Raw genomic sequence first — 21,609 nt, forward strand, 5'->3', positions numbered from 1 at the left:
TATGATTTTTTTATTATGTAAATATCTGTTTTTTATTAAAAATTATGCATAATTAATTTTATTTTTAATTTATTTAATATATTTATGAAATTTAAATTATGACAAATTGAATTTTAATTGCTTCGTCATGTATAAAAGGACATATCTGGATATATATGCGGATATGTCCTTGCGATTTACTGATGATTAATTAATGGTCGCTGACACGTTCAATAATTGCGCCCACTCCGCCTAGCTTCTGTTCTATATTTTCATAGCCGCGATCAAGATGATAAATACGTTCAACAGTAGTTTCACCACTGGCCACCAGACCGGCAAGTACCAGACTGGCAGAAGCACGTAAATCGGTAGCCATAACAGTTGTACCGGATAACTGTTCTACACCCTCCACAATTGCAGTATTACCTTCAGCTGATATCCGGGCACCCATACGATTAAGTTCGGGTACATGCATAAAACGGTTTTCAAAAATGGTTTCTACTACTTTACTGTTACCGCTGGCAATACTATTCATTACCATAAATTGTGCTTGCATATCGGTAGGAAATGCCGGATAGGGGAGGGTGCGGATATCGATAGCTTTGGGACGCTGTTGCATGTCGATGCTGATCCAGTCGTCACCGGCTTCAATAATTGCGCCGGCTTCACTCAGTTTTTCCAGAATAGCCTGCATGGTTTTAGGTGCAGTATGTTTAAGAACGACTTTGCCGCCGGTCATAGCCACTGCACACAAAAAAGTTCCAGCTTCTATGCGGTCGGGAACGACACGGTGACTGCATCCGTGTAACTTTTCTACACCGGTAATAGTAAGAGTCGGTGTACCTATTCCCTGAATATTGGCACCCATTTTAACCAGGCAATCGGCAAGATCGGTAACTTCCGGTTCCATGGCAGCATTTTCCAGAATAGTCGTTCCGTTTGCCAGTGTTGCAGCCATTAACAGATTTTCTGTGCCGGTTACGGTAACCATATCCATAACAATATGTGCACCTTGCAGACGTTTTGCCCGGGCTTTGACATAACCATGCTCAATACTGATTTCTGCCCCCATGGCTTCAAGCCCTTTGAGATGCTGGTCTACTGGTCTCGATCCGATGGCACAGCCTCCGGGCAGACTGACCTGAGCCTCACCAAAGTGTGCCAGTGTGGGACCCAGTACCAGAATAGATGCACGCATGGTTTTAACCAGATCATATGGTGCACAGGTATTATTGATACTGTTACAGTTTATTTCAAATTCCTGAATATTATCTGTAAGTACACGTGCTCCCATGCCCTGTAACAGCTTTTGGGTGGTTTTAACATCACGCAGCATGGGCACATTGGTCAGATGCAGGGTATCACGAGTCAGTAAGGAGGCACATAACAAAGGTAAAGCGGCATTTTTAGCGCCGGAAATAACAATTTCACCGTGTAATGCGCCGTTAGCACGGATTTTTAATTTTTCCATATGGATTCTCAATTATGGCAATAGTGTCTGTTTGCCGGATTAATGCTGTTTGACAGCCCATTCGTCAGGAGTGGCGGCAGTGGTAATAGATAGTGCATGTAATTCATTACTGGCAATCTGCTGTGCCAGTCCGTCTTTAATCATACGATGGCGTGCCAGACGGTTTTTTCCGTTAAAGGCACTGGATACAATCCGGGCAAAGAAATGATGACCATCGCCTTCAACCTCAAGATATTCACAGGGCAGAAGGTTTGCAATCATGGTTTTAACTTCTTCTGGTGTTAACATAACGGGCTCCGGAATAGTTATTAGTAAGGCGGCTATTATAGCGTTTTGCTATGTCTAATTGCGTAATTTCCAGCCTGATTTCAGGATGCCGCAGACAAGAATACACAAAACGATGGCAAAGCTGCCGACTACCGTTAGTGCAAGCCAGGGAGAGGAATCACTCTGGCCGAAAAAACCAAAACGGAAGCCGTCAATCATATAAAAAACCGGATTGAAATGGCTGAGTGAGCGCCAGAATTCAGGCAGACTGTTGATGGAATAGAATACACCAGACAGAAATGTTAAAGGCATGATAAGAAAGTTCTGAAAAGCGGCCAGTTGATCAAATTTTTCTGCAACAATGCCGGCAAGTAAGCCAAACATACCCATAATGGCACATCCGAGCAATGCAAATATTATGATCCAGCCGATATGATGTGGCATGGATAATCCGAAAAAAGCCGTTACTGCTATGACTCCAATACCTACCATTAGCCCGCGCAGGATGGAAGCGCCGACATAAGCACAGAAAAAAGCAATGGTACCCAATGGCGGCAACAGAATAAATATCAGATTACCGGTAATCCGTGACTGAATCAGGCTGGAAGATGAGTTGGCAAAAGCATTTTGCAGCATGGACATCATAGCCAGACCCGGTATCAGAAATACATTGTAACTGACTCCCGGTAATATATCAGGACGCCCCTGCATTACATGAGCAAATATCAGCTGATACAACAGGGCGGTGAGGATAGGAGCAGATAAAGTTTGAAAACCTACTTTCCAGAATCGCAATACTTCTTTTTTAAAAAGGGTGTAGCAACCAATTGTATTCATTTTGTGCCTTTCGCATGGTCACTGGTCAGGCGCAGAAAGACGTTTTCCAGATCGTTTTCCAGAATATTCAGATTGATAACGTTAATTCTCTGAGTCTGCAGAATTTGTAACAAGGCTGTTAGCTGGTTGTAGTCAGCAAGTTTAAGCAGATAATGGTTATTATCATCTTCTTTAATCAGATAATGACGTAAATTATCCGGTAATGTTTGATCTGTAGTTAATGCCAGCCGTAATTCTGTTTCGGTATCCAGTAAGTTGCGTGTGCTGTCAAGTGCAACAATTTCGCCATGTTTCAGCATGGCGATGCGATTGCATAATGATTGTGCTTCTTCCAGATAATGTGTGGTTAGAATAATGGTATGGCCGTCTGTATTCAGCCGGGTAATAAACTGCCACAGATTCTGACGTAATTCTACGTCTACTCCGGCTGTAGGTTCATCCAGTACGATAACAGGCGGCCGGTGTACTAAAGCCAGAGCAACCATAACGCGGCGTTTCATCCCGCCAGACAGATTACGTGTGTTTGTATCGGCTTTATCTGTCAGTCCGAGACCGGAGATAATTTCATCTATCCAGTCATCGTTATTGCGCAGACCAAAATAGCCGGACTGAAATTTCAGTGCTTCACGTACGTTAAAAAAAGGATCAAAAACCAGTTCCTGCGGAACGACACCCAGAAGTTTACGGGTAGTGTTTGCTTCCAGTTGTACATCATGACCACAAATGCTGATTTGTCCGGAAGTCAGGCGGCTTAGTCCGGCCATTGCGGAAATGAGAGTAGTTTTGCCGGCACCGTTAGGACCGAGTAAACCAAAAAATTCACCGGGCTGGACGCTAAAGCTGACACCTTTTAAAGCAGTAAAACCATTAGCATAGGTTTTTACTGCTTGTTTAATACAAAGAGCAGGGGAAGTCATAAAATTGAATATTTGTGAGGTTATAAGTGATATTTGCCGCTGTTTATCAATGCTTTGATGGTGTTATTTCTTCACTTAGCGGCTGATCTTCATCGGCTGGCAGATTATAATTTTCACTAGCCCATGCTCCCAGATCAATCATTTTGCAACGCTCCGAACAGAACGGACGAAAGCGGCTGGACGGAGTCCAGTCAACATTTTTCCCGCATATCGGGCAAATTACAGTGGTGATTTTTTCAGTCATTATTTGATTACCGGATCAAAGCTGCACATGACCAGAGTAAATGGTATATCAGTGTTTAAAACCTGGCCACGTGCCTGTTGTTGTGAAGCCTGTAAAAAGCGAATATGGGTAAAATATTTATTAGCAGATACTTCTGGCAGTGCAGTGGCATTCTGGGAAACATTAATTCCTAGTAGGTGAATGTTCTGTCCAAGACTGTTATGCTGATAACTTCCGCTTGTTGCCAGACAGTCTACAGACAGACTGTTTTGACGCAGAATTTCCAGTAGCAGTTTGATGGCTTCATAAGTAGGTAACAGACTCTGGATCCACTGGCGTAACTGTAATTCACGTTCTGCTGGCTTTTTTTGCTGCCAGTAATAATAGGAAGGCAAATCATACGGGCTGGTGCCGCCGGGTACGAACATGCGCTGCTTGATTGCCATCAGCCATTCATTTTCGCGTAAATGCTGTCCGAATTTTTGCTGAACGCTTTGCAGATTTGTAATTGCAGTTTGTATATCTACCAAGACATGTTTACCTTCTTCACCACGTTGTCTGGCCAGACTTTTTTGTCGTTCCAGTTCTTGCAGAATATCCAGTTTCAATTCGGCACGTGCTGCTGCTTCCATGATTTCGAATAGTGAGAATAATGCACAATGATGTGCCCAGATTTCACTGCGTATCACTACTTCATGGAAGTGTTTGAACAGATGTGCTATGCGCAGGAAATTACGGACGCGCTCAGACAAAGGATGTTCGAAATGGATAATATCTGTCATAACTTAGCTGGTGTTAGAGCTTGATAGAAATGATGCAGCTGGATAACTTTCCGGTTTAGTTCCTGCCAGTTGCCATCGTTGATAATGATGTCATCGGCAATGGCTTTCCGGCTATTGCTGTCAGCCTGCTGCGCCATGATAGCACGGATTGTTGATTCGTCCAGATTACTACGCTGCCGAACTCTTTGAATACATATGTTAACCGGTGCTTCGATAATGAGTATACGTTGTACCAGTTGTTGAAATTCTGGTTTTTCTGCCAGTAAAGGAATTTCAATAATTCCATAATGCTGATTCAAAACGATTTGCTGTTTTGCTTGCTGAAGACTTTGCAGAATTAACGGATGGAGAATATTTTCCAGCAGAATACGATTCTGTGAATCGGCAAACACCCAATTACGCAGTTTTGGCCGATCCAGACTGCCGTCAGTAAGAAATAGATTATTCCCGCACTGTCTGCGGATTTCAGGTAACGCCAGACCGCCAGGAGCAGTAAGCTGGTGTGCGATTTCATCTGCATTCAGTACTGGTATGCCCAGAGCAGTAAAACAGCTTGCTACGGCAGATTTTCCACTACCTATGCCACCGGACAGACCTATCCAGAACGTCATGTACTAAACCCGGAAAGACGCAGCCACCAGTGAATCAACTGATTAATCTGACTGTTTGTCATCCACACAATCCAGCCTGCAATGGCCAGTGCCGGACCAAAAGCCATAGGCTGGCTGCGGGCAACTCTGAGAATAAGTGAAGCAATAATACCGACAATTGCTGCCATAAATACAATTAAAGGCAATGCAGAAGCACCCATCCACGCACCAAGGGCAGCCAGTAGTTTAAAATCACCATAACCCATACCATCTTTACCGGTTAGTAGTTTGAATAACCAGAAAAGTGACCACAAGCTCAGATAGCCTAATGCAGCGCCCCAGATAGCAGAAGCTAAGGGAACAAATTCACAATACCAGTTAAACAGTAAACCCAGCCAGAGTAGAGGTAAGGTGATTTGGTCAGGTAACAGCTGGGTTTCGGCATCTATAAAGGTCAGTGCAATCAATGCTGCAGTCAGTATCAGACCGCCCGCAGCAACAGGTGTGACATCATAACGCCAGACTACTGCAGCAAATGCAATACCGGTTAATAATTCTACACAAAAATAGCGCGGGCTGATGGATGCTGAACATGAAGCACAGCGTCCGCGTAGCAGTATATAACTGACAAGAGGTATATTCTGCCACCAGCGGATTTTATGCTGACAGTGCGGGCAGGCTGAATGCGGAACACAGAGATTAAAGCGACTGGTGTGTTCTGCAGGCAGTTGCAATGCCATTCGTGCTTCTGCCTGCCAGCTTCGTTCCATCATTATGGGTAAACGATAGATCACAACATTCAGAAAACTGCCAACAGCACATCCCGATATTAATGCAATGACGCTAAAAAACAGAGTATCAGTTAACATCAGGTATTAACCTACGGCATTACCGATATTAAATAGCGGTAAATACATGGCAACCAGAATTATCCCGACAATACCACCGAGTACAACCATAATAATCGGTTCCATCAATGAAGACAGTTGTGCAACGGCAGTATCTACATCTTCTTCATAGAATTCTGCGGCCTTATTGAGCATGTCATCCAAAGAACCTGATTCTTCACCGATTGAAGCCATTTGCATCACCATGTTAGGAAATAATTCGGTTGCCTGCATGGCAGAAGTAAGAGATATACCCTGATTAACTTTGGCACGGATTTCCTGAGTAGCTTCTTCATAGCGAATATTACCGGAGGCTCCGGCAACTGAATCAAGAACTTCTACCAATGGTACGCCTGCTGCAAATAGAGTTGCTGTTGTACGAGACCAGCGTGCAATGGTGGCTTTACGAACGATTTGGCCGAAAATAGGCATTTTTAACAGCATATAATCAAAACGTTTTTTCAGATCATCTGAGTTCTGATACCATTTAAATAAGCCAATTACACCACCTATCAGTGCAATGATAACAAATATGCCGTAATGTACAAAGAAATTGGAAATATTCATCATGAACTGAGTCAAACCAGGTAATGGTACGCCCATACTCTCGTAAACTTTACCAAATGAAGGTAATACGAACATCATCATGACGATTACCAGTGCGATTGCTACGACTACTACCACAGCTGGGTAGGTCAAGGCACTTTTAACTTTTTTCTTGATACCCTGAGTTTTTTCTTTATATACCGACAGCTTGTCAAGAATAGCCTCTAGTACACCACCGGCTTCACCCGCATGCACCAGATTACAGTAAAAATGATCGAAATATTTCGGATGTTTGGCAAAAGACTCTGCCAGAGATGTACCTTGCTCAACATCAGAGCGGATTTGCAACAGTAGCTGGGTCATTGCCGGGTTAGAATGGCCTTTGGCTGCAATATCGAAAGCCTGCATCATAGGCAGACCGGATTTCATCATGGTGGATAATTGCCGGGTAAAGACGGTAATATCTGCCTGACTGATTTTCTTTTGGCGCTGTTTTTTGACCTTGGCAATCTGTATTACACGAATTTGACGCCGGGTTAGCTTGGCGCGTGCATCAGCCTCGTCTTTTGCGACAACTTCTCCGCGTACAATCTGTTCAGTTTTAAGGTTTTTGCCTTCAAAACTGAAACTGGTACCGGAAGATTTGGTTTTGGATACTGCTACGGGTTTATTCATAGTGTTCTCTCACAGTATTGACTTAATTGTATAGGCGAACAATCAGTTTTAATCATTAGTGCTTGCAAGAATCTCGTCCAGAGACGTAATGCCTTCCATCACTTTCAGTAAACCGGCATGGCGTAAATCGACCAGACCTTCCTTGAGCGCCTGAGTGCTGATATCTACTTCATTACCATTATTCATGATAATACGTTGCATTTCATCACTGACCGGCATAACTTCATATACGCCGGCACGTCCTTTATAGCCTTTACCCTTACACCTTTCACAGCCGACCGGCCGATAAAATGTCCATTCTTTGGCGAGATCTTCATCTGAAAAACCTGCTTTTTTCAGTGCAAATTCAGGCGGACGCTCTGCCGGTGCCTTGCAGGTACATAAACGCCGCACCAGACGCTGTGCCATAATCAGATTTACTGAGCTGGCAATATTAAACGGAGCAACGCCCATATTCAGCATACGAGATAATGTAGCAGGGGCATTATTGGTATGCAGAGTTGAAAATACCATATGACCGGTTTGTGCAGCTTTAATGGCAATATCTGCGGTTTCCAAATCACGGATTTCCCCCACCATAATGATATCCGGATCCTGGCGCAGAAATGATTTTAACGCTGCAGCGAATGTCAGTCCCTGTTTATCATTAACATTTACCTGATTAATACCGGGCAGGTTAATTTCCGCAGGGTCTTCAGCAGTGGAAATGTTAACACTATCGGTATTAAGAATATTAAGGCAGGTATATAGTGATACGGTTTTACCGGAACCGGTAGGGCCGGTAACCAGCACCATACCGTATGGACGGTGGATGGCCTCAAGCAGTAATTCTTTCTGAAATGGCTCAAAACCAAGTTGTTCAATATTCAGACTAGCCGCATCCGAATTCAGGATACGCATTACGATTTTTTCCCCAAACAGAGTGGGCAGTGTGCTGACACGGAAATCAATTGGCTTGGCACCTTTACGGAACTGAATCTGAATACGTCCGTCCTGAGGAATACGTTTTTCTGAAATATCCAGTTTGGCCATCACTTTAATACGTGAAGCGATCTGGCTGCGAATATTCAGTGGCATACGTACCACTTCACGCAACTGTCCGTCAACGCGAAAGCGTACTCGTGCCATTTCTTCATAAAATTCAAAATGTATATCTGATGCGCCGCTATTTAATGCATCACCTAGTATTTTAAAAACAAATTTTGCAATTGGTCCATTTTCGCCATCTTCGTCATCTGCAGACATGGCGTTATTTTCTACAGCACTGGAGTCACCAATTGAATCCATATCTTCCAGAAGGTTGGTGGATTCCTGACCAAGATTTTCCAGTAATTGGCGTAACTGACTATCGCGGACTATAACCAGATTCAGTACGCAGCCGGCATCTGTGGCAATTTTCTGGTAATGCTGAATTGATGTAGGATCAGATACAGCCAAAAACAGTCGATTACCGCGCTTGAATAGCGGCACGCAAATGTATTGCTGCATTATTTTCAGATTAATTAAATCCAGCGGTACCAGACTTTGGTTATATGGCTCCAGATTCAGGTAAGGAATACCAAATACACCGGACAGAAAGCTGGCCAGTTTATCAGCATTGATGGCTCCAGATTGTAGTAATGCCGGTATAACCGGACGTTTCTGTTCCAGTTCCTGACGCAGTTTTTCTGCTTTTTCTGCGTCAATAATCTGGTGCTTATATAAAACCCTGATCAGTCCAAGACTCATACAAATTAATTCCCGTCTCCATAACTTCTGAGTTTACATTCTGGTAAATACTGTACCTGTTCAGGTTTGACTGAAATATTACTGCATACAGCACACTTTTTTCTAACCTGTATCAGATAAAAGACCAGAGTAAATTCATGTTAATGTTTAATTGTGCTAATTATAAGTGAATTTGTGTATTTAAACAGCCTATATATCGGTTTAATTACAAATTTCCCAGTAATCTGCATATAACTGTAATTCCATTTGCTGGTGCCACTGGTTGGCAATTAGCCGGTAAACCACGCGAATATGTTCCGGTAAGGTGGCTGTACAGCGGAAAAACATAACTTCATATTCACAGTTGTTCTTGTGTAACACTGCTTTAATATGGCCGGTACCCACTATTTGTTGTCTGATTACTTTAAATTCATCGCAAAAACGGGGTTCAGGAAAATTCTGGCCCCATACCAGAGCCGCCAATTGCTGTGCTGTGGCTAAGTTCAGATATTGATTGTCTAATGAACCATCAGTCTGGTACGTATAGTTTAAATCTGCCGGCCGGATGAGTTGCCGGCAGACTGCCTCAAATTCATTTTGGAAAGCTGCCAGATGTATTTCGGAAATACTTAAGCCTGCAGCCATAGCATGTCCGCCAAACTTCTGGATAATATCCGGCCGGCGTTTACTGACCATATCCAGTGCATCACGCAGATGTAAACCGGTAATAGACCGGCCGGAGCCGCGTAATGTACCATCTTCCGCCTGAGCAAAAACAATACTGGGTCGATGAAAGGTTTCGCGTAACCGGCCTGCTAAAATTCCGGTTACTCCCTGATGCCAGTTATCATGATAAGCAACGATGCTATAGCTGTTTTCTGTATTGAAGCCGGCCAGTTGCAGATTAGCTTCATCCTGCATGCTGCGCTGAATCTGACGACGTTCATGATTCAGATCATTCAATTGTTCAGCCAGATCGGTTGCACTTTCCATATCATCGCTCAACAGACAGGCTATACCCAGACTCATATCATCCAGTCTGCCGGCAGCATTCAGACGGGGTCCGATAGCAAAACCCAGATCAAATGCATGTGCCTGTTGCGGGTTGCGTTTGGCCACTGCAAACAAGGCGCGTATTCCTGCTTGCATTTTATCAGCTTTAATTCTTCTGAGTCCCTGAGTTACCAGCAGGCGATTATTCTGATCGAGAGGTACCACATCGGCGATGGTGCCCAGTGCCACCAGATCAAGCCATTGAGCAAGATTGGGTTCCGGATGTTTACTAAACCAGTTTTGCTGGCGCAGATGGTAACGTAAAGCCATTAGTACGTAGAACATCACACCCACCCCAGCTAGTGCTTTACTGGGAAATTGATCACCTGGCTGATTAGGATTAACAATAATACATTCAGGCAGTTGTTCACCCGGCAGATGGTGGTCAGTAATCAAAACGTCCATGCCTAGCTGTTGTGCGCGTTGTACACCGGCTACACTGGCAATACCATTATCTACGGTAAGCAGTAGGTTTGTACCTGCCTGAGCAGCAAGCTCAGCAATTTGTTCAGTTAATCCATAACCATGTTCAAACCGGTTGGGGACGAAAAAATCGGTTTGCGCTCCCATTGCCTGTAATCCGCGTATCCCTAAGGCACATGCTGTGGCTCCGTCTGCATCATAATCGGCAACAATCAGAATTTTTTCCTGCCATTCGATTGCCTGGGCCAGTCGCTCACTGGCAGCCTGAATATTTTTCAAATTCTGAAACGGTAACAGCGCAGACAAATTGTATTCAGTTTCACTTTTGTTTTTAACTGCTCGTGTTGCATACAGTTTGGCTAGCAGAGGATCAACACCCTGAGCAAGCAGAGTTTGCATAGCATCAGTATCTACCGAACGGGTAATAATATGTGCCGGCTTCATAAATTTAATCCGGTAAAAGGTTGGGTTTTAGTCCGGAACAAACGAAATCTGGGCTTGCGAATCGGAAGCAATCCGGCTTCACACCTGATATTCAGCTGGCTGATATGTCTGTTTTTTAATCCTGACAGCAAAGGTTGCCACCAGTCTTGTTCCCATTGATGCATTATTTGTGCATAGGTATAAACATCACCCTGATTTACTGGTAAGCATAAACTATCATTAAACAATACAATTTTCTGCCGGTCTGAATCTGACAGAGTATCCATTAATGCTGCGTAATTTACTGGTAGTTCATGCGCATGCAACGCCCACGAGCTATTAGTATAAACTCTTGTGTCGTGGTTTGCTGTGCCAATAAGGTCTTTTTCAAACCATAAACTATTAATTGAGGGCAGACCGCGTGTGCTGCGCTGCTGATTCAGTGGATGCTGATGCAGCAACATTTGCAGCTCAGTTTGCTGTTGCAGAATCAGGGTTGCATCTTTACCCGAAGGTTTGACGGTGCCATCAATGCAGCCGGACAAATCAAGTAAAGAAGACAGGGTAAAATCAATTACCCGTGGCGTGGTAACCAGCCATAAATCCGGTCTGACCGGAGAAAACCGCCAGCCGTCTGACTGTAACCATGTGCTCAATACTTCACAGAAAGCTTTTGCCTCTTCTGGATTCAAACCAAGCGCATTTCCGTCAAGATACTGAAGCTGATGCATACCGGCGGTCTGGTTTATAGGTGTGACAATAAAGCCGCAATATTCCCGGTTTAGGTTTAATTGCTGCTGAGCCTGTTGTACCCATGAACCTTCCCACAGATATTGCCGGTATAACTGACTTCTGTTTATGGTTTGTAATGTATGCTTGCTCCATTGCCGCAAGGTATTCAGTGCCGGTAGCTGTAAGTCAGGTAACGCAGCTTCTTGATGCGGCCATAATAAACCCGGCAGAACGAGAGTTATACTTAAATCGGCTGACATGAATACACAATTTCCCAGTATAAAAGTCAATATCACTTTGAATTTTTTTATCAAATCAGATTGTTAATTTGATGCTATACTTTTAATTTATTTCATCACGGAATTATTCGAATACAGCCTGACGAATTTTTTCAACATCAACATCTTCAATATACCTTTGTATGTTAGGGTAAACATTGTAATGATGTTCCAGTTCAGGCTTCATTAATTCATCAATAACCTGTTTTTTAGTCCAATTTTGAAAGATTAACCGATACATCGCGATAACTACTCCGGTGCGGTCACTGCCATGCCAGCAATGAATTAATATCGGTTTAGGCGAATTTTTGATGGCTTTAAGGATTTGAATTATTTTTTCATCAGTAACCTTACCTGCCCGCATATTAATCCGAACCTCAGCAATTCCGGTATTGGTCAGTTTATCCCGATCACTATGCCATAAACGCAAATTAATTATCGTTTTAATCCCTATCGTATTAAGCTGTTCAATCTCTTTTAAAGAAGGTTGTTCAGACCGGTATATATCGTCAGATACTTTATAAAAGTTGTCGGGTAACTGGTTAGAATTATCATTGGATCGACAGCTGCTAATGATTAAACATAAGCAGCACCATAAAAAAATGTTCGCTATTTTTGTCATTCTAAAACCATTGTAAAGATAACGGTAAAAATATGCGGTTGAATTTAAGATTGTGGTTGTAACCATTGCTGTAACAGCAATACATCATCAATACTTAGCAGCGCAGTATCTGTTAATGCTGCCTGCGCCTGTAAGGTAGTCTGTCGCAGCAAACCATCACGGATGAAGTGTATCTGTACTGTTTCACCAACATGAATACGTGCCCACTGCTTATTAAAATCGGTAATAATTTCATCATTAATAGCAATCAGCTGGTCACCGGCACACATACCGGCATTCTCGGCACTGCCTTGATTAAATACTTGTTGCAGGCTGACGCCGAATGAGGCTGACTGAACGCGGGCACTCAGATCTGCACCGGGCTGTTCGGCAACGGAGTAATGCTCAATATATGCACCACCATGCTGGCGAGGCAGGGCAGCCCAGTGAAGCTGTACACCAGCCTGCTGTAGTTGTTCTGCCAGAGGCAAGTCTGCCGTGGTCATAATATATTGCTGATAAACTTGAGTTAAGTCTATTCCGGTAGCTTGCTGGGCTATTTTCAGCCATTCATTTTCAGCCAGCCCCATACTCCGCTGACGCCAGTCCTGATACAGGGCACGCATAATATCATCCAGATTTTTTTGCTGGCCGGTATGCCGGCGGATATAGTGATCGAGACACAGGGCTGCCAGTGCGCCTTTCTGGTAATAGCTGACAATACTGTTGGCACTGTTTTCATTCTGTTTGTAATATTTTGTCCATGCAGTAAGGCTGGAATCTGCTAGGCTTTGCTTTAAACGGCCGGTACCCTGTTGCACACGGGTAATGGTTTTGGCCAGTAATTGCAGATACTGTTCTGGTGTAATCACACCGCTGCGTACCAGAAACCAGTCATCATAATAGGAAGTGATACCTTCAAAAGCCCATAACAGCTGTGTATAAGCTTCATCATCCAGTTTGCTGTTTAAAAATGCAGAAGGAATAATAGATTTTACGTTCCATGCATGAAAATATTCATGGCTGAACAAACCCAGTAATGTGATATAAGCGTCGGTATTTTTTCCGTCTTTTTGCGGCAGATCATGCCGGTCGGCCATGAGGGCAGAGGAAGATTTATGTTCCAGCCCGCCATAAATGCCATTTCCGACAAAAAGTAAAAAGCTGTAGCGTTCAAACGGTGCCGGTGCGGCAAACATAGCAATTTCACTGGCACATATTTTGCTTACATCATCTACCAGACGCTGCTGATCGAAAGACGAGAAATGGCCGCTGATAACAATTTCATGTTCAATGCCGCCTGCACTAAATGACAGACGCAGCAAATAGCCCATTTCCACTGGATAATCAATTAAAGAGCGGTAATTATTCACCTGATAAACATGGGGCTGTGATGTTTGCGGCATGGTAGTGGCAATATCCCAGTTTTCAGGCAGACCGGTAATGATTAACTGGCAATTCTCCTGTTCACGCTGATTATGACGTAAAAACAGACAGGCACCATCAAAGAAACCTCGTTCAGTATTTAAAAAAGAGCCGCGCACTGAAGTATCGAAAGCATATACCAGATAAGTGATCTCCCAGTTACCTGCCTGTCCGTTGCAAGCCCAGGTATTTTTATTTATCTGTTCAGCTGATGCCGGTGTATTGTTGCAACTGGCCGATAAAGTGACAATATGACGGGCAAAATCACGAATCATATAACTACCGGGTACCCAGCTGGGTAAACTCAGACTGAAATTCTGATTATCCAGTTGTGTAAAACTAAGGCGTACTTGCCACAGATGCTGAGTCAGAGAATGGGGTTGCAAATGATAGTTAAGCATAATTTGTGCCTCAATGAAGCGGAAAAGAAATATCAGCGCTGTCTGTCAGAGAAAAATTGCCTAGATTAATATTAATTTGGTTGAATTTGTTCTGGTGTTTGTATGGCAAACAGGTACTGATTCTGTTTGCCACAATAGGCTCAGGCTGTCTGAAGCCTGTAAAAGCGAATTCAGACAGCCTGTACTTCTGCTGGTAAAACGATTTAAGCGAGTGGTGTAACTTCCATGCCAAACATAGCACGTGCGGTATTCAGCATCTGGCAGCTAAAACCCCATTCATTGTCGTACCAGGCCAGTACTTTTACCATATTACCATTGGTAACTTTAGTTAATGTACTGTCAAATATCGAAGCCTGAGTTGTATGATTAAAATCGGTGGAAACCAATGGTAGAGTATTGTAGCCCAGAATATGTTTCATACTGCCTTCACTGGCTGCTTTAACTATGGCATTAACTTCTTCGACACTGGTGTTACGGGCGGCTTCAAACGTTAAATCAACCAGTGAAACATTAATTGTGGGAACACGTACTGCAAAACCATCAAACTTACCCTGTAATTCCGGTAATACCAGTCCGATAGCCTTAGCTGCTCCGGTTTTGGTCGGAATCAGATTTTCAACAGCACTGCGGGCACGGCGTAAATCTTTATGGCGAACATCAGTCAGTACCTGATCATTGGTAAATGAATGAATGGTTGTCATTAAGCCTTTTACCATTCCCAGTTCGTCGTTAATGGCTTTTGCCACCGGTGCCAGACAGTTGGTTGTGCAAGAACCATTGGATATTACTGTCATTTCCGGTGTTAACACCTGATGATTAACTCCGTATACCACGGTGGCATCCACATCGGCACCGCCGGGTGCGGAAATCAGAACTTTTTTGGCACCACTTTGTAAATGAATGCTGGCTTTTTCTTTGGTAGTAAAAGCACCGGTACATTCCAGCACCAGATCGATACCCAGTTCACCCCAGGGTAATTCTGCCGGGTTACGGGTAGAAAAAAAACGGATGCGGTCGCCATTAATAATTAAAGCATCATTATCAGATGAAACATCTGCGGCAAAACGGCCATGAACCGTATCAAATTTTGTCAGGTGTGCACTGGTTTCCAGTGAACCACTGGCATTTACCGCAACAATTTCCAACTGGTTGCTCAAGTTATAGTCATAGATTGCACGCAATATCTGGCGGCCAATACGGCCATAACCATTAATGGCAACTTTTAACGTCATGCTTATTCCTTTTTAGATCAACAAAACCAATCAGGCAAATTTGGGATGTACAGGGCGAAATGGTTTAAACCGTACCAAAAACATCATGTATTATAGCTGAATCAGCCTGTTTCCACATCTGTATCAGCGCATACCTGTTCCAGCTGACTGTGCTTCCAGCATTTGCCGGAATGCATCTGACATGCTGTTAATATCCACCCAGCCCATGGTGCTGAATAACAACAGCAGTATGCCTCCGGCCAGACAGGTAATTAAGAAATAGATAATATATCCCAAAAATACTTTAAATATATTTTGCTGACTGATGCGAACAAAGCCAAAGATCTGTACTACCAATGTCCATAGCAGCCATAAAGACCCAGGAGTGGCTAATACCTGTGGCCAGTATAGTGTGGCCAGTGTAGGCAGGATCAGCACTTCAGTGGCCAGTACATAACCATACCAGTGTCCTGGCTGCTTATTGTAATAGCCTAGAATGATCTCCATTGCCATGCTCAGAACACCCCAGCGCACCACCGTTAATACAATGACAAAGATGGTTATGCCGGTTTGCCGTCCCAGAATCTGTGACATATTGGCCATATTCATCAGACCAAGCGCAAGTAAAACGGTAACGAAGATTAATGGATTGTAACGATAATGTGTTTTGGGATAAAAGCGCAGGCGCAGAGCAGCACAGGCGTCCAGAAAAAATTGATACATCAGGTCAATACCACAATTAGGGTTATAAATAAGGATAGCTGTTTTAACCGGCAGCCATTCTACGGCATCATAATCAAGTACATGTCAGAAGACTGGTATGTCTATTTTACCAAGCAAACATGTTTGTTGTTTTGTATGATGGCTGATATTATTGTGTAATCAATACACAATATAGCTTTACCGATAGCATCACGATTGTTTTGTATCGTGAATTTCTGCTGCTTTCAATGTGTTTTCCATTAAGGTAGCTATGGTCATAGGGCCTACTCCGCCCGGTACCGGTGTAATCATAGATGCACGTTCTCTGGCTGCATCAAACTCTACATCCCCACATAACTGTCCGTTTTCCAGACGGTTAATTCCCACATCTATTACTACAGCCCCGGGTTTAATCCATTCACCTTTAACAAAGTTCGGAATGCCGACGCCTACAACCACAATATCAGCCGCAGCAACTTCCTGTGCCAGATTCCGGGTGGCACTATGACAGATTGTGACAGTCGCACGTGCCAGAAGTAATTCTAATGCTTGCGGCCGGCCGACAATATTTGAAGCGCCTACTACAACAGCTTTTTTACCGGTGATTGGTACCTGACAGGCATCCAGTAATGTCATTACCCCTTTAGGTGTACACGGACGCATTAATGGCATTTTTACCGCCAGCCGGCCAACATTATACGGATGAAAACCATCTACATCTTTATGAGGCACAATCCGTTCCAGTACCTGCTGACTGTCAATATGTGCAGGCAGTGGTAATTGCACCAGAATTCCGTCTATACCATTATCTGCATTCATTTCGTCAATCAAGGCCAGTAATTCGGCTTCAGTGGTGTGTACAGGCAGCTCGTAACTGCGGGATTCAAAGCCAATGGTTTCACAGGCACGCTTTTTATTGCGAACATATACTGTACTGGCCGGATCTTCACCAACCAGAACCACAGCCAGACAGGGGCGGCGTAGCTGATTATCCAGACGCTGCTGTACACGAATGGTTAATTCTTGCAGGATTTGTTGAGAAATTTTTTTACCATCAATGAGTTGAGCGGTCATGAGAAAATTCCAGAGAAAAAGATTATGCCGATGGCAGATAACTATCAGCTAATATTTACAAGAATAGCATTGTCGCATTTTTTTTAAGCGGTTTCATCTGCTTTTATATATAGCCATTCATATAAATCAGCCATATTTCAAAAATATGGCAAAAAAATTTACTTTACCTCTTGACGATAGTTTTTCATGGCTGTATAGTTCGCCTCTCTCGTCGGGGTGTAGCGCAGTCTGGTTAGCGCATCTGCTTTGGGAGCAGAGGGTCGTGAGTTCGAATCCCACCACCCCGACCATATCGACCGAATCCTTGTCCGGATAGATTTGAGAGTACGCGCCCGTAGCTCAACCGGATAGAGCACCGGCCTTCTAAGCCGGGGGTTACAGGTTCGATTCCTGTCGGGCGCACCAAAGTTTGAAAAGTTTTATGGTGGCTGTAGCTCAGTTGGTAGAGCCCTGGATTGTGATTCCAGTTGTCGTGGGTTCGAGCCCCATCAGCCACCCCAATATAAAAGCCCAAGCCGTTTGCTTGGGCTTTTAATTTTTATGATACCCTTCGGGAATACACTATCGCCTGCTAAACTTGCTATCTATTACGTCTTACTATAATAGTTGCTTATAAAACTGCTATCCTGCTATGAATAAAGCTGCAACTGAACTTCCCATTTTAACCATAGCCTTGTGTGCCGGCGAAGCATCTGGTGATTTACTGGGTGCCCATTTGATGAATGCGATCCGTGCACGTTATCCGCGGGTACAGTTTGTTGGTATTGGCGGACCGCGGATGCTGGCAGCCGGAATACAAAGTCTCTATGATCAGGAAAAACTGGCAGTACGCGGTTTTGTTGAAGTTGTCAAAAAACTACCGGAAATTCTGGCCATTCGTCGCGGCCTGATTCGTTCACTGAAACAAATCAGACCACAGGTATTTGTCGGTATTGATGCACCGGATTTCAATCTGGGTGTTGCCGAAAGTTTAAAACAGGCCGGTATTGCTACCGTACATTATGTCAGTCCGTCTGTCTGGGCATGGCGGCGTAAACGGGTAAAAAAGATTGTTAAACAGGTGGACGAGGTATTATGCCTGTTTCCGATGGAACCGGAACTATACCGGCAGGCAGGCGGACGGGCACGTTTTGTCGGGCATCCTCTTGCTCAGACTTTGCCACTGGTTATTGACAGAAAGGCGAAAAGGCAGCAGCTGAAACTTTCTGAACAGGCACCAGTGTTTGTTTTAATGCCGGGTAGCCGGGTCAGTGAAATTGATTTCATGGCACCGATTTTTTTACAGGCTGCTGAAATTATTCACCAGCGTTATCCTCAGGCTCAGTTTTTACTACCACTGGCTACGGCGGCAACACGGCAGCGTATGCAGGATATTCTGGCTCAGCCGGTGTGGCAAAAATTGCCGATACGTTTAATGTCTGCACATGCAGAAATGGCCTGTCAGGCAGCCGATGTTGCACTGGTTACCAGCGGTACGGCCACGCTGGAAGTGGCTTTATGCCAGTGCCCGATGGTAATCAGCTATAAAATTTCACCTTTAACCTATGTATATGTCAAACATAAAATTAAAGTGCCGTATGTTGGTTTGCCTAATATTCTGTTAGACAGAGGTGTGGTACCTGAATTACTGCAAAGTAATGCAACACCACAAAAACTGGCAGAGGCTGTGATTCACTGGTACGAATCGCCACAGGAAGTACAGGATTTGCAGGCAGACTTTTCAGCACTACATCAGCAGCTGCGTTTGAATACTGATGAACTGTCTGCACAGGCGGTATTGCAGCATGCAACGGGGCAAATATGAATACAGAGCTGATGGTATTATGATGGTATTACCCAGCCATGCCGGTGTAGACGAAGCCGGTCGTGGTCCGTTAGTTGGCAGTGTATATGCAGCAGCTGTTATTTTACCGGCAGATTATGATTTACCCGGTCTTACTGATTCAAAAAAATTATCTGAGAAAAAGCGTGATGAGCTGGCAATATTAATTAAGCAGCAGGCAACTGCATGGTCTGTAGCTGCAGCAGATGTGGCAGAAATACACCAGTATAATATTCTGTTTGCTACTATGCGTGCCATGGCTCGTGCTGTAGCCGGTTTGCATATTCAGCCGGACAAAGTGTGGATAGATGGCAATCGCATACCTGCTGATATAACTTTGCCGGCAGAAGCAGTAGTTAAGGGCGATCTCAAAATAGCCGCTATTTCTGCCGCCTCTATTCTGGCCAAAACGGCACGTGATGCAGAAATGTATGAGCTGGATAAATGTTATCCGCAGTATGGTTTTGCCCGTCATAAAGGCTATGGTACAGCCGCACATCTTGCTGCATTGCAGCAGTTTGGCGTACTGCCACAGCACCGGCAGGATTTTGCACCTGTGAAAGCCTTGCTGGCGCAGGGAAAATACTGTTTCTGAGGCTATTCAACCGCGGGATTGTACTTTTTATGTTTAACCTGTACATCGCTGTTATATCAACATTTTATGATTTCTATTGAATTAATATCAAATAATTAGCAGCAGTTAATAATTAAGTAAATCAGCGGTGAGACATGCATTATCGCAATGATGATATGTAGCAATAATGCAAAAACGCTTCCCGGCAGGAAAGCGTTTTTAGTCCATAACAGATAAATTAATCTACAAACTGTTTTTTAATTCGTTCACGCCGTTCCTGCGCTTCTACCGACAAAGTTGCAGTAGGGCGAGCGAGTAGCCGTTTCAGACCGATAGGTTCGCCGGTATCCTGACAAAAGCCATAATCGCCTTCGTCTAGTTGGCGCAATGAAGCCTGAATTTTACTTAATAACTTACGTTCACGGTCACGGGTGCGCAGTTCTAATGCATATTCTTCTTCCAGTGTTGCGCGGTCTGCAGGATCAGGCGTAGTAGCCTGCTCCTGTAAATGTCCGGCCGTATTGTTGGCATTATGAATCAGCTCATCCTGGAGTTTTAACAGCAAATCACGGAAGAAAGCTTGGTGTTCTTCATTCATGTATTCTTCTTCAGGGCCATTCCAGGCCTGGATGTCTTGTTCTGTGAGTTTGGCCATTGTACAGTCTTTCTTTTGCATAGCTCGATTAAGCAATTAGCTCAGGAACTGACAGCTTAATCTGGATTTGAAAATAACAGATACTGGATTTCAGGCTGTTAAAAAAGTTCGGGCATAATAGCATGTTTTTATAATTTATTAATAATTTTGCATTCGACAACATTATCCGAATATCAGCCAGTATGAAATCTTACTGCTTGCCTGCGGCAGCCACCATTCGAGACAAAGCCAGAGCACAAGCAGAATAATTGTCGCAGAAAAATCATATTTACCAATACGCATAAAGGCAAACGGACGGGTTAACGGAGCATAGATACGTTGCAAGGTAAATAGCAGTATTGAATAAGGTTTGCTCAGACTTAAAAACATTCTTATTACCAACCCGATGAATAATACATAGCACAGTGCTTTCAGGGAAAACAGAATGCAAAGAGCCAGACTGGCTGCAATAGTGCGAATATCCGGTAATACCCATCTAAGGCTGATAAACAGATTTAGCGTACATGCCAGGTAATAAATAATGACAGTAGCCAGAATGCAGGCAATATCCCATTGGTACAATGGCGGTATAATTTTACGCAGAGGACGTACCAGCCAGTTGGTACTGCGTACACAAAACTGAGCCAGAGGATGCAGAAAAGGTAATTTAGCCCACTGTAACAGAAGCCGGGCCCAGCATATAATACTCAGTGCACTGGCTAATAAAAATAATGTTTTACTAATCACATATTGCCTTTAATGTCCGACGGATATTGAACTTTCTTTTTATAGAAAAAGATTCGGGCGGATTATATTATGGAAAAATTTGAACAAACAAATTCTGACTTAAGATTATATTGTATACAATATAAGAGATAAATAATGATATTTGATAAATATAATTTTTTTTATTTAAAGTCGGGTTTACCGCTGTAATAATACAATCCATAGTGGGCAGAACTCATAGTCTAAAAATCTGATCTGAATTGCAGTGCTATGATATGCGCAGCTTTTCTTGGTTTTGAATTTTGCTTTGACTGATAAAGTACGTTTCTATAGCAGCTATAAAATTTTTCCTCTGCACACCGAGCAAATATTGGTTTACTTTAACTATATTTAATAATCAAATCATGTATTGTTATTTTATTCATTTTGTACCCTTCACAAGAGTACATTTGTTTTGCTAATTAATATATTTGATGAATTTTTATCGATGATTAATACAGTGCCAATAATTGCATAGAGAGAAAGTATTTTAATTTTACTAATTAATCAAAACCAATAAATTAAATATGTAAAATAAATTATTGTTAAGTAAAAGCCAGAAATATAGATTTGGATTCGTCGATTAACATTGAAGTATTTTTAAAACTTA

The 21,609-nt window shown here is 43.3% G+C and carries 21 protein-coding genes and 3 tRNA genes; 5 read left to right on the plus strand and 19 right to left on the minus strand.

Annotation, left to right across the window (positions count from 1 at the left end; all coding sequences use genetic code 11):
• Positions 1–190: 190 nt before the first annotated feature.
• From murA to folD, 17 genes are all read right to left on the minus strand, one after another.
• Positions 191–1,450, minus strand: coding sequence for a UDP-N-acetylglucosamine 1-carboxyvinyltransferase (murA, locus tag H3T75_RS09530; RefSeq protein ID WP_198211604.1), 1,260 nt, complete (start codon positions 1,448–1,450; stop codon positions 191–193).
• Between the two features lie 39 nt (positions 1,451–1,489).
• Entirely contained in the window at positions 1,490–1,738 is a 249-nt protein-coding gene (locus H3T75_RS09535; RefSeq protein ID WP_025329856.1) for a BolA family protein, read from the minus strand.
• Positions 1,739–1,792: 54 nt separating this feature from the next.
• Positions 1,793–2,554: an ABC transporter permease gene (locus H3T75_RS09540; RefSeq protein WP_198211605.1), complete on the minus strand. Its 762-nt coding sequence runs from the start codon at positions 2,552–2,554 to the stop codon at positions 1,793–1,795.
• Positions 2,551–3,471: an ABC transporter ATP-binding protein gene (locus H3T75_RS09545; protein WP_096765324.1), complete on the minus strand. Its 921-nt coding sequence runs from the start codon at positions 3,469–3,471 to the stop codon at positions 2,551–2,553. Before H3T75_RS09545 ends, H3T75_RS09540 begins: the two co-directional genes overlap by 4 nt.
• Before the next feature lie 46 nt (positions 3,472–3,517).
• The gene (yacG, locus tag H3T75_RS09550; protein ID WP_025329859.1) at positions 3,518–3,715 is read right to left on the minus strand and encodes a DNA gyrase inhibitor YacG; all 198 of its coding nucleotides are present in this window, start codon (positions 3,713–3,715) and stop codon (positions 3,518–3,520) included.
• Complete coding sequence (zapD, locus tag H3T75_RS09555) at positions 3,715–4,467, minus strand: cell division protein ZapD (RefSeq protein ID WP_084563563.1); 753 nt, start codon at positions 4,465–4,467, stop codon at positions 3,715–3,717. Before zapD ends, yacG begins: the two co-directional genes overlap by 1 nt.
• Positions 4,468–4,472: 5 nt before the next feature.
• Positions 4,473–5,087 carry a dephospho-CoA kinase gene (gene coaE / locus H3T75_RS09560; protein WP_084551530.1) on the minus strand — a complete coding sequence of 205 codons (615 nt, stop codon included), beginning with the start codon at positions 5,085–5,087 and terminating at the stop codon, positions 4,473–4,475.
• A complete protein-coding gene (locus H3T75_RS09565) occupies positions 5,084–5,935 on the minus strand; it encodes an A24 family peptidase (protein WP_096765323.1) in 852 nt (283 codons plus the stop codon). Before H3T75_RS09565 ends, coaE begins: the two co-directional genes overlap by 4 nt.
• A gap of 6 nt (positions 5,936–5,941) precedes the next feature.
• Positions 5,942–7,174, minus strand: coding sequence for a type II secretion system F family protein (locus H3T75_RS09570; protein ID WP_096765322.1), 1,233 nt, complete (start codon positions 7,172–7,174; stop codon positions 5,942–5,944).
• Positions 7,175–7,222: 48 nt separating this feature from the next.
• Positions 7,223–8,902: a type IV-A pilus assembly ATPase PilB gene (gene pilB, locus H3T75_RS09575; protein WP_198190460.1), complete on the minus strand. Its 1,680-nt coding sequence runs from the start codon at positions 8,900–8,902 to the stop codon at positions 7,223–7,225.
• 201 nt (positions 8,903–9,103) lie between these two features.
• Positions 9,104–10,801, minus strand: coding sequence for a single-stranded-DNA-specific exonuclease RecJ (gene recJ / locus H3T75_RS09580; RefSeq protein ID WP_198211606.1), 1,698 nt, complete (start codon positions 10,799–10,801; stop codon positions 9,104–9,106).
• Entirely contained in the window at positions 10,798–11,772 is a 975-nt protein-coding gene (locus tag H3T75_RS09585; RefSeq protein WP_198211607.1) for a hypothetical protein, read from the minus strand. The genes recJ and H3T75_RS09585 overlap by 4 nt, the downstream gene beginning before the upstream one ends.
• 103 nt (positions 11,773–11,875) lie before the next feature.
• Positions 11,876–12,478, minus strand: a complete 603-nt coding sequence (locus tag H3T75_RS09590; protein WP_084585188.1) for a tyrosine-protein phosphatase — start codon at positions 12,476–12,478, stop codon at positions 11,876–11,878.
• Complete coding sequence (locus H3T75_RS09595; protein ID WP_198211608.1) at positions 12,457–14,217, minus strand: M61 family metallopeptidase; 1,761 nt, start codon at positions 14,215–14,217, stop codon at positions 12,457–12,459. Before H3T75_RS09595 ends, H3T75_RS09590 begins: the two co-directional genes overlap by 22 nt.
• A 203-nt stretch (positions 14,218–14,420) precedes the next feature.
• Complete coding sequence (gap, locus tag H3T75_RS09600; RefSeq protein WP_174829711.1) at positions 14,421–15,449, minus strand: type I glyceraldehyde-3-phosphate dehydrogenase; 1,029 nt, start codon at positions 15,447–15,449, stop codon at positions 14,421–14,423.
• A 123-nt stretch (positions 15,450–15,572) separates the two neighbouring features.
• Entirely contained in the window at positions 15,573–16,151 is a 579-nt protein-coding gene (locus H3T75_RS09605; protein ID WP_198190464.1) for a hypothetical protein, read from the minus strand.
• Between the two features lie 189 nt (positions 16,152–16,340).
• Positions 16,341–17,204 (minus strand): bifunctional methylenetetrahydrofolate dehydrogenase/methenyltetrahydrofolate cyclohydrolase FolD, encoded by an 864-nt coding sequence (folD, locus tag H3T75_RS09610; protein WP_198190465.1) that lies wholly within the window; start codon positions 17,202–17,204, stop codon positions 16,341–16,343.
• 212 nt (positions 17,205–17,416) lie between these two features.
• On the opposite strand from folD, the gene H3T75_RS09615 reads away from it, so the two are divergent.
• The 5 genes from H3T75_RS09615 (at position 17,417) to rnhB (ending at position 19,621) form a co-directional block, all read left to right on the plus strand.
• A tRNA-Pro gene (locus tag H3T75_RS09615) sits at positions 17,417–17,494 on the plus strand.
• Between the two features lie 38 nt (positions 17,495–17,532).
• Positions 17,533–17,609, plus strand: a tRNA-Arg gene (locus H3T75_RS09620).
• A 19-nt stretch (positions 17,610–17,628) separates the two neighbouring features.
• A tRNA-His gene (locus H3T75_RS09625) sits at positions 17,629–17,704 on the plus strand.
• Positions 17,705–17,835: 131 nt separating this feature from the next.
• Positions 17,836–19,008 (plus strand): lipid-A-disaccharide synthase, encoded by a 1,173-nt coding sequence (lpxB, locus tag H3T75_RS09630; protein WP_110413809.1) that lies wholly within the window; start codon positions 17,836–17,838, stop codon positions 19,006–19,008.
• Entirely contained in the window at positions 18,989–19,621 is a 633-nt protein-coding gene (gene rnhB, locus H3T75_RS09635; protein ID WP_232336261.1) for a ribonuclease HII, read from the plus strand. Before lpxB ends, rnhB begins: the two co-directional genes overlap by 20 nt.
• A 217-nt stretch (positions 19,622–19,838) precedes the next feature.
• Here the strand turns inward: rnhB and dksA are convergent, their stop codons facing one another.
• Together dksA and H3T75_RS09645 are read right to left on the minus strand one after the other, a co-directional pair.
• The gene (gene dksA / locus H3T75_RS09640) at positions 19,839–20,255 is read right to left on the minus strand and encodes an RNA polymerase-binding protein DksA (RefSeq protein ID WP_025329875.1); all 417 of its coding nucleotides are present in this window, start codon (positions 20,253–20,255) and stop codon (positions 19,839–19,841) included.
• Between the two features lie 162 nt (positions 20,256–20,417).
• Positions 20,418–20,981 (minus strand): YggT family protein, encoded by a 564-nt coding sequence (locus tag H3T75_RS09645; RefSeq protein WP_025329876.1) that lies wholly within the window; start codon positions 20,979–20,981, stop codon positions 20,418–20,420.
• Positions 20,982–21,609: the final 628 nt, after the last annotated feature.

The sequence above is a fragment of the Snodgrassella sp. W8135 genome (assembly GCF_016101225.1).
Classification (GTDB): domain Bacteria; phylum Pseudomonadota; class Gammaproteobacteria; order Burkholderiales; family Neisseriaceae; genus Snodgrassella; species Snodgrassella alvi.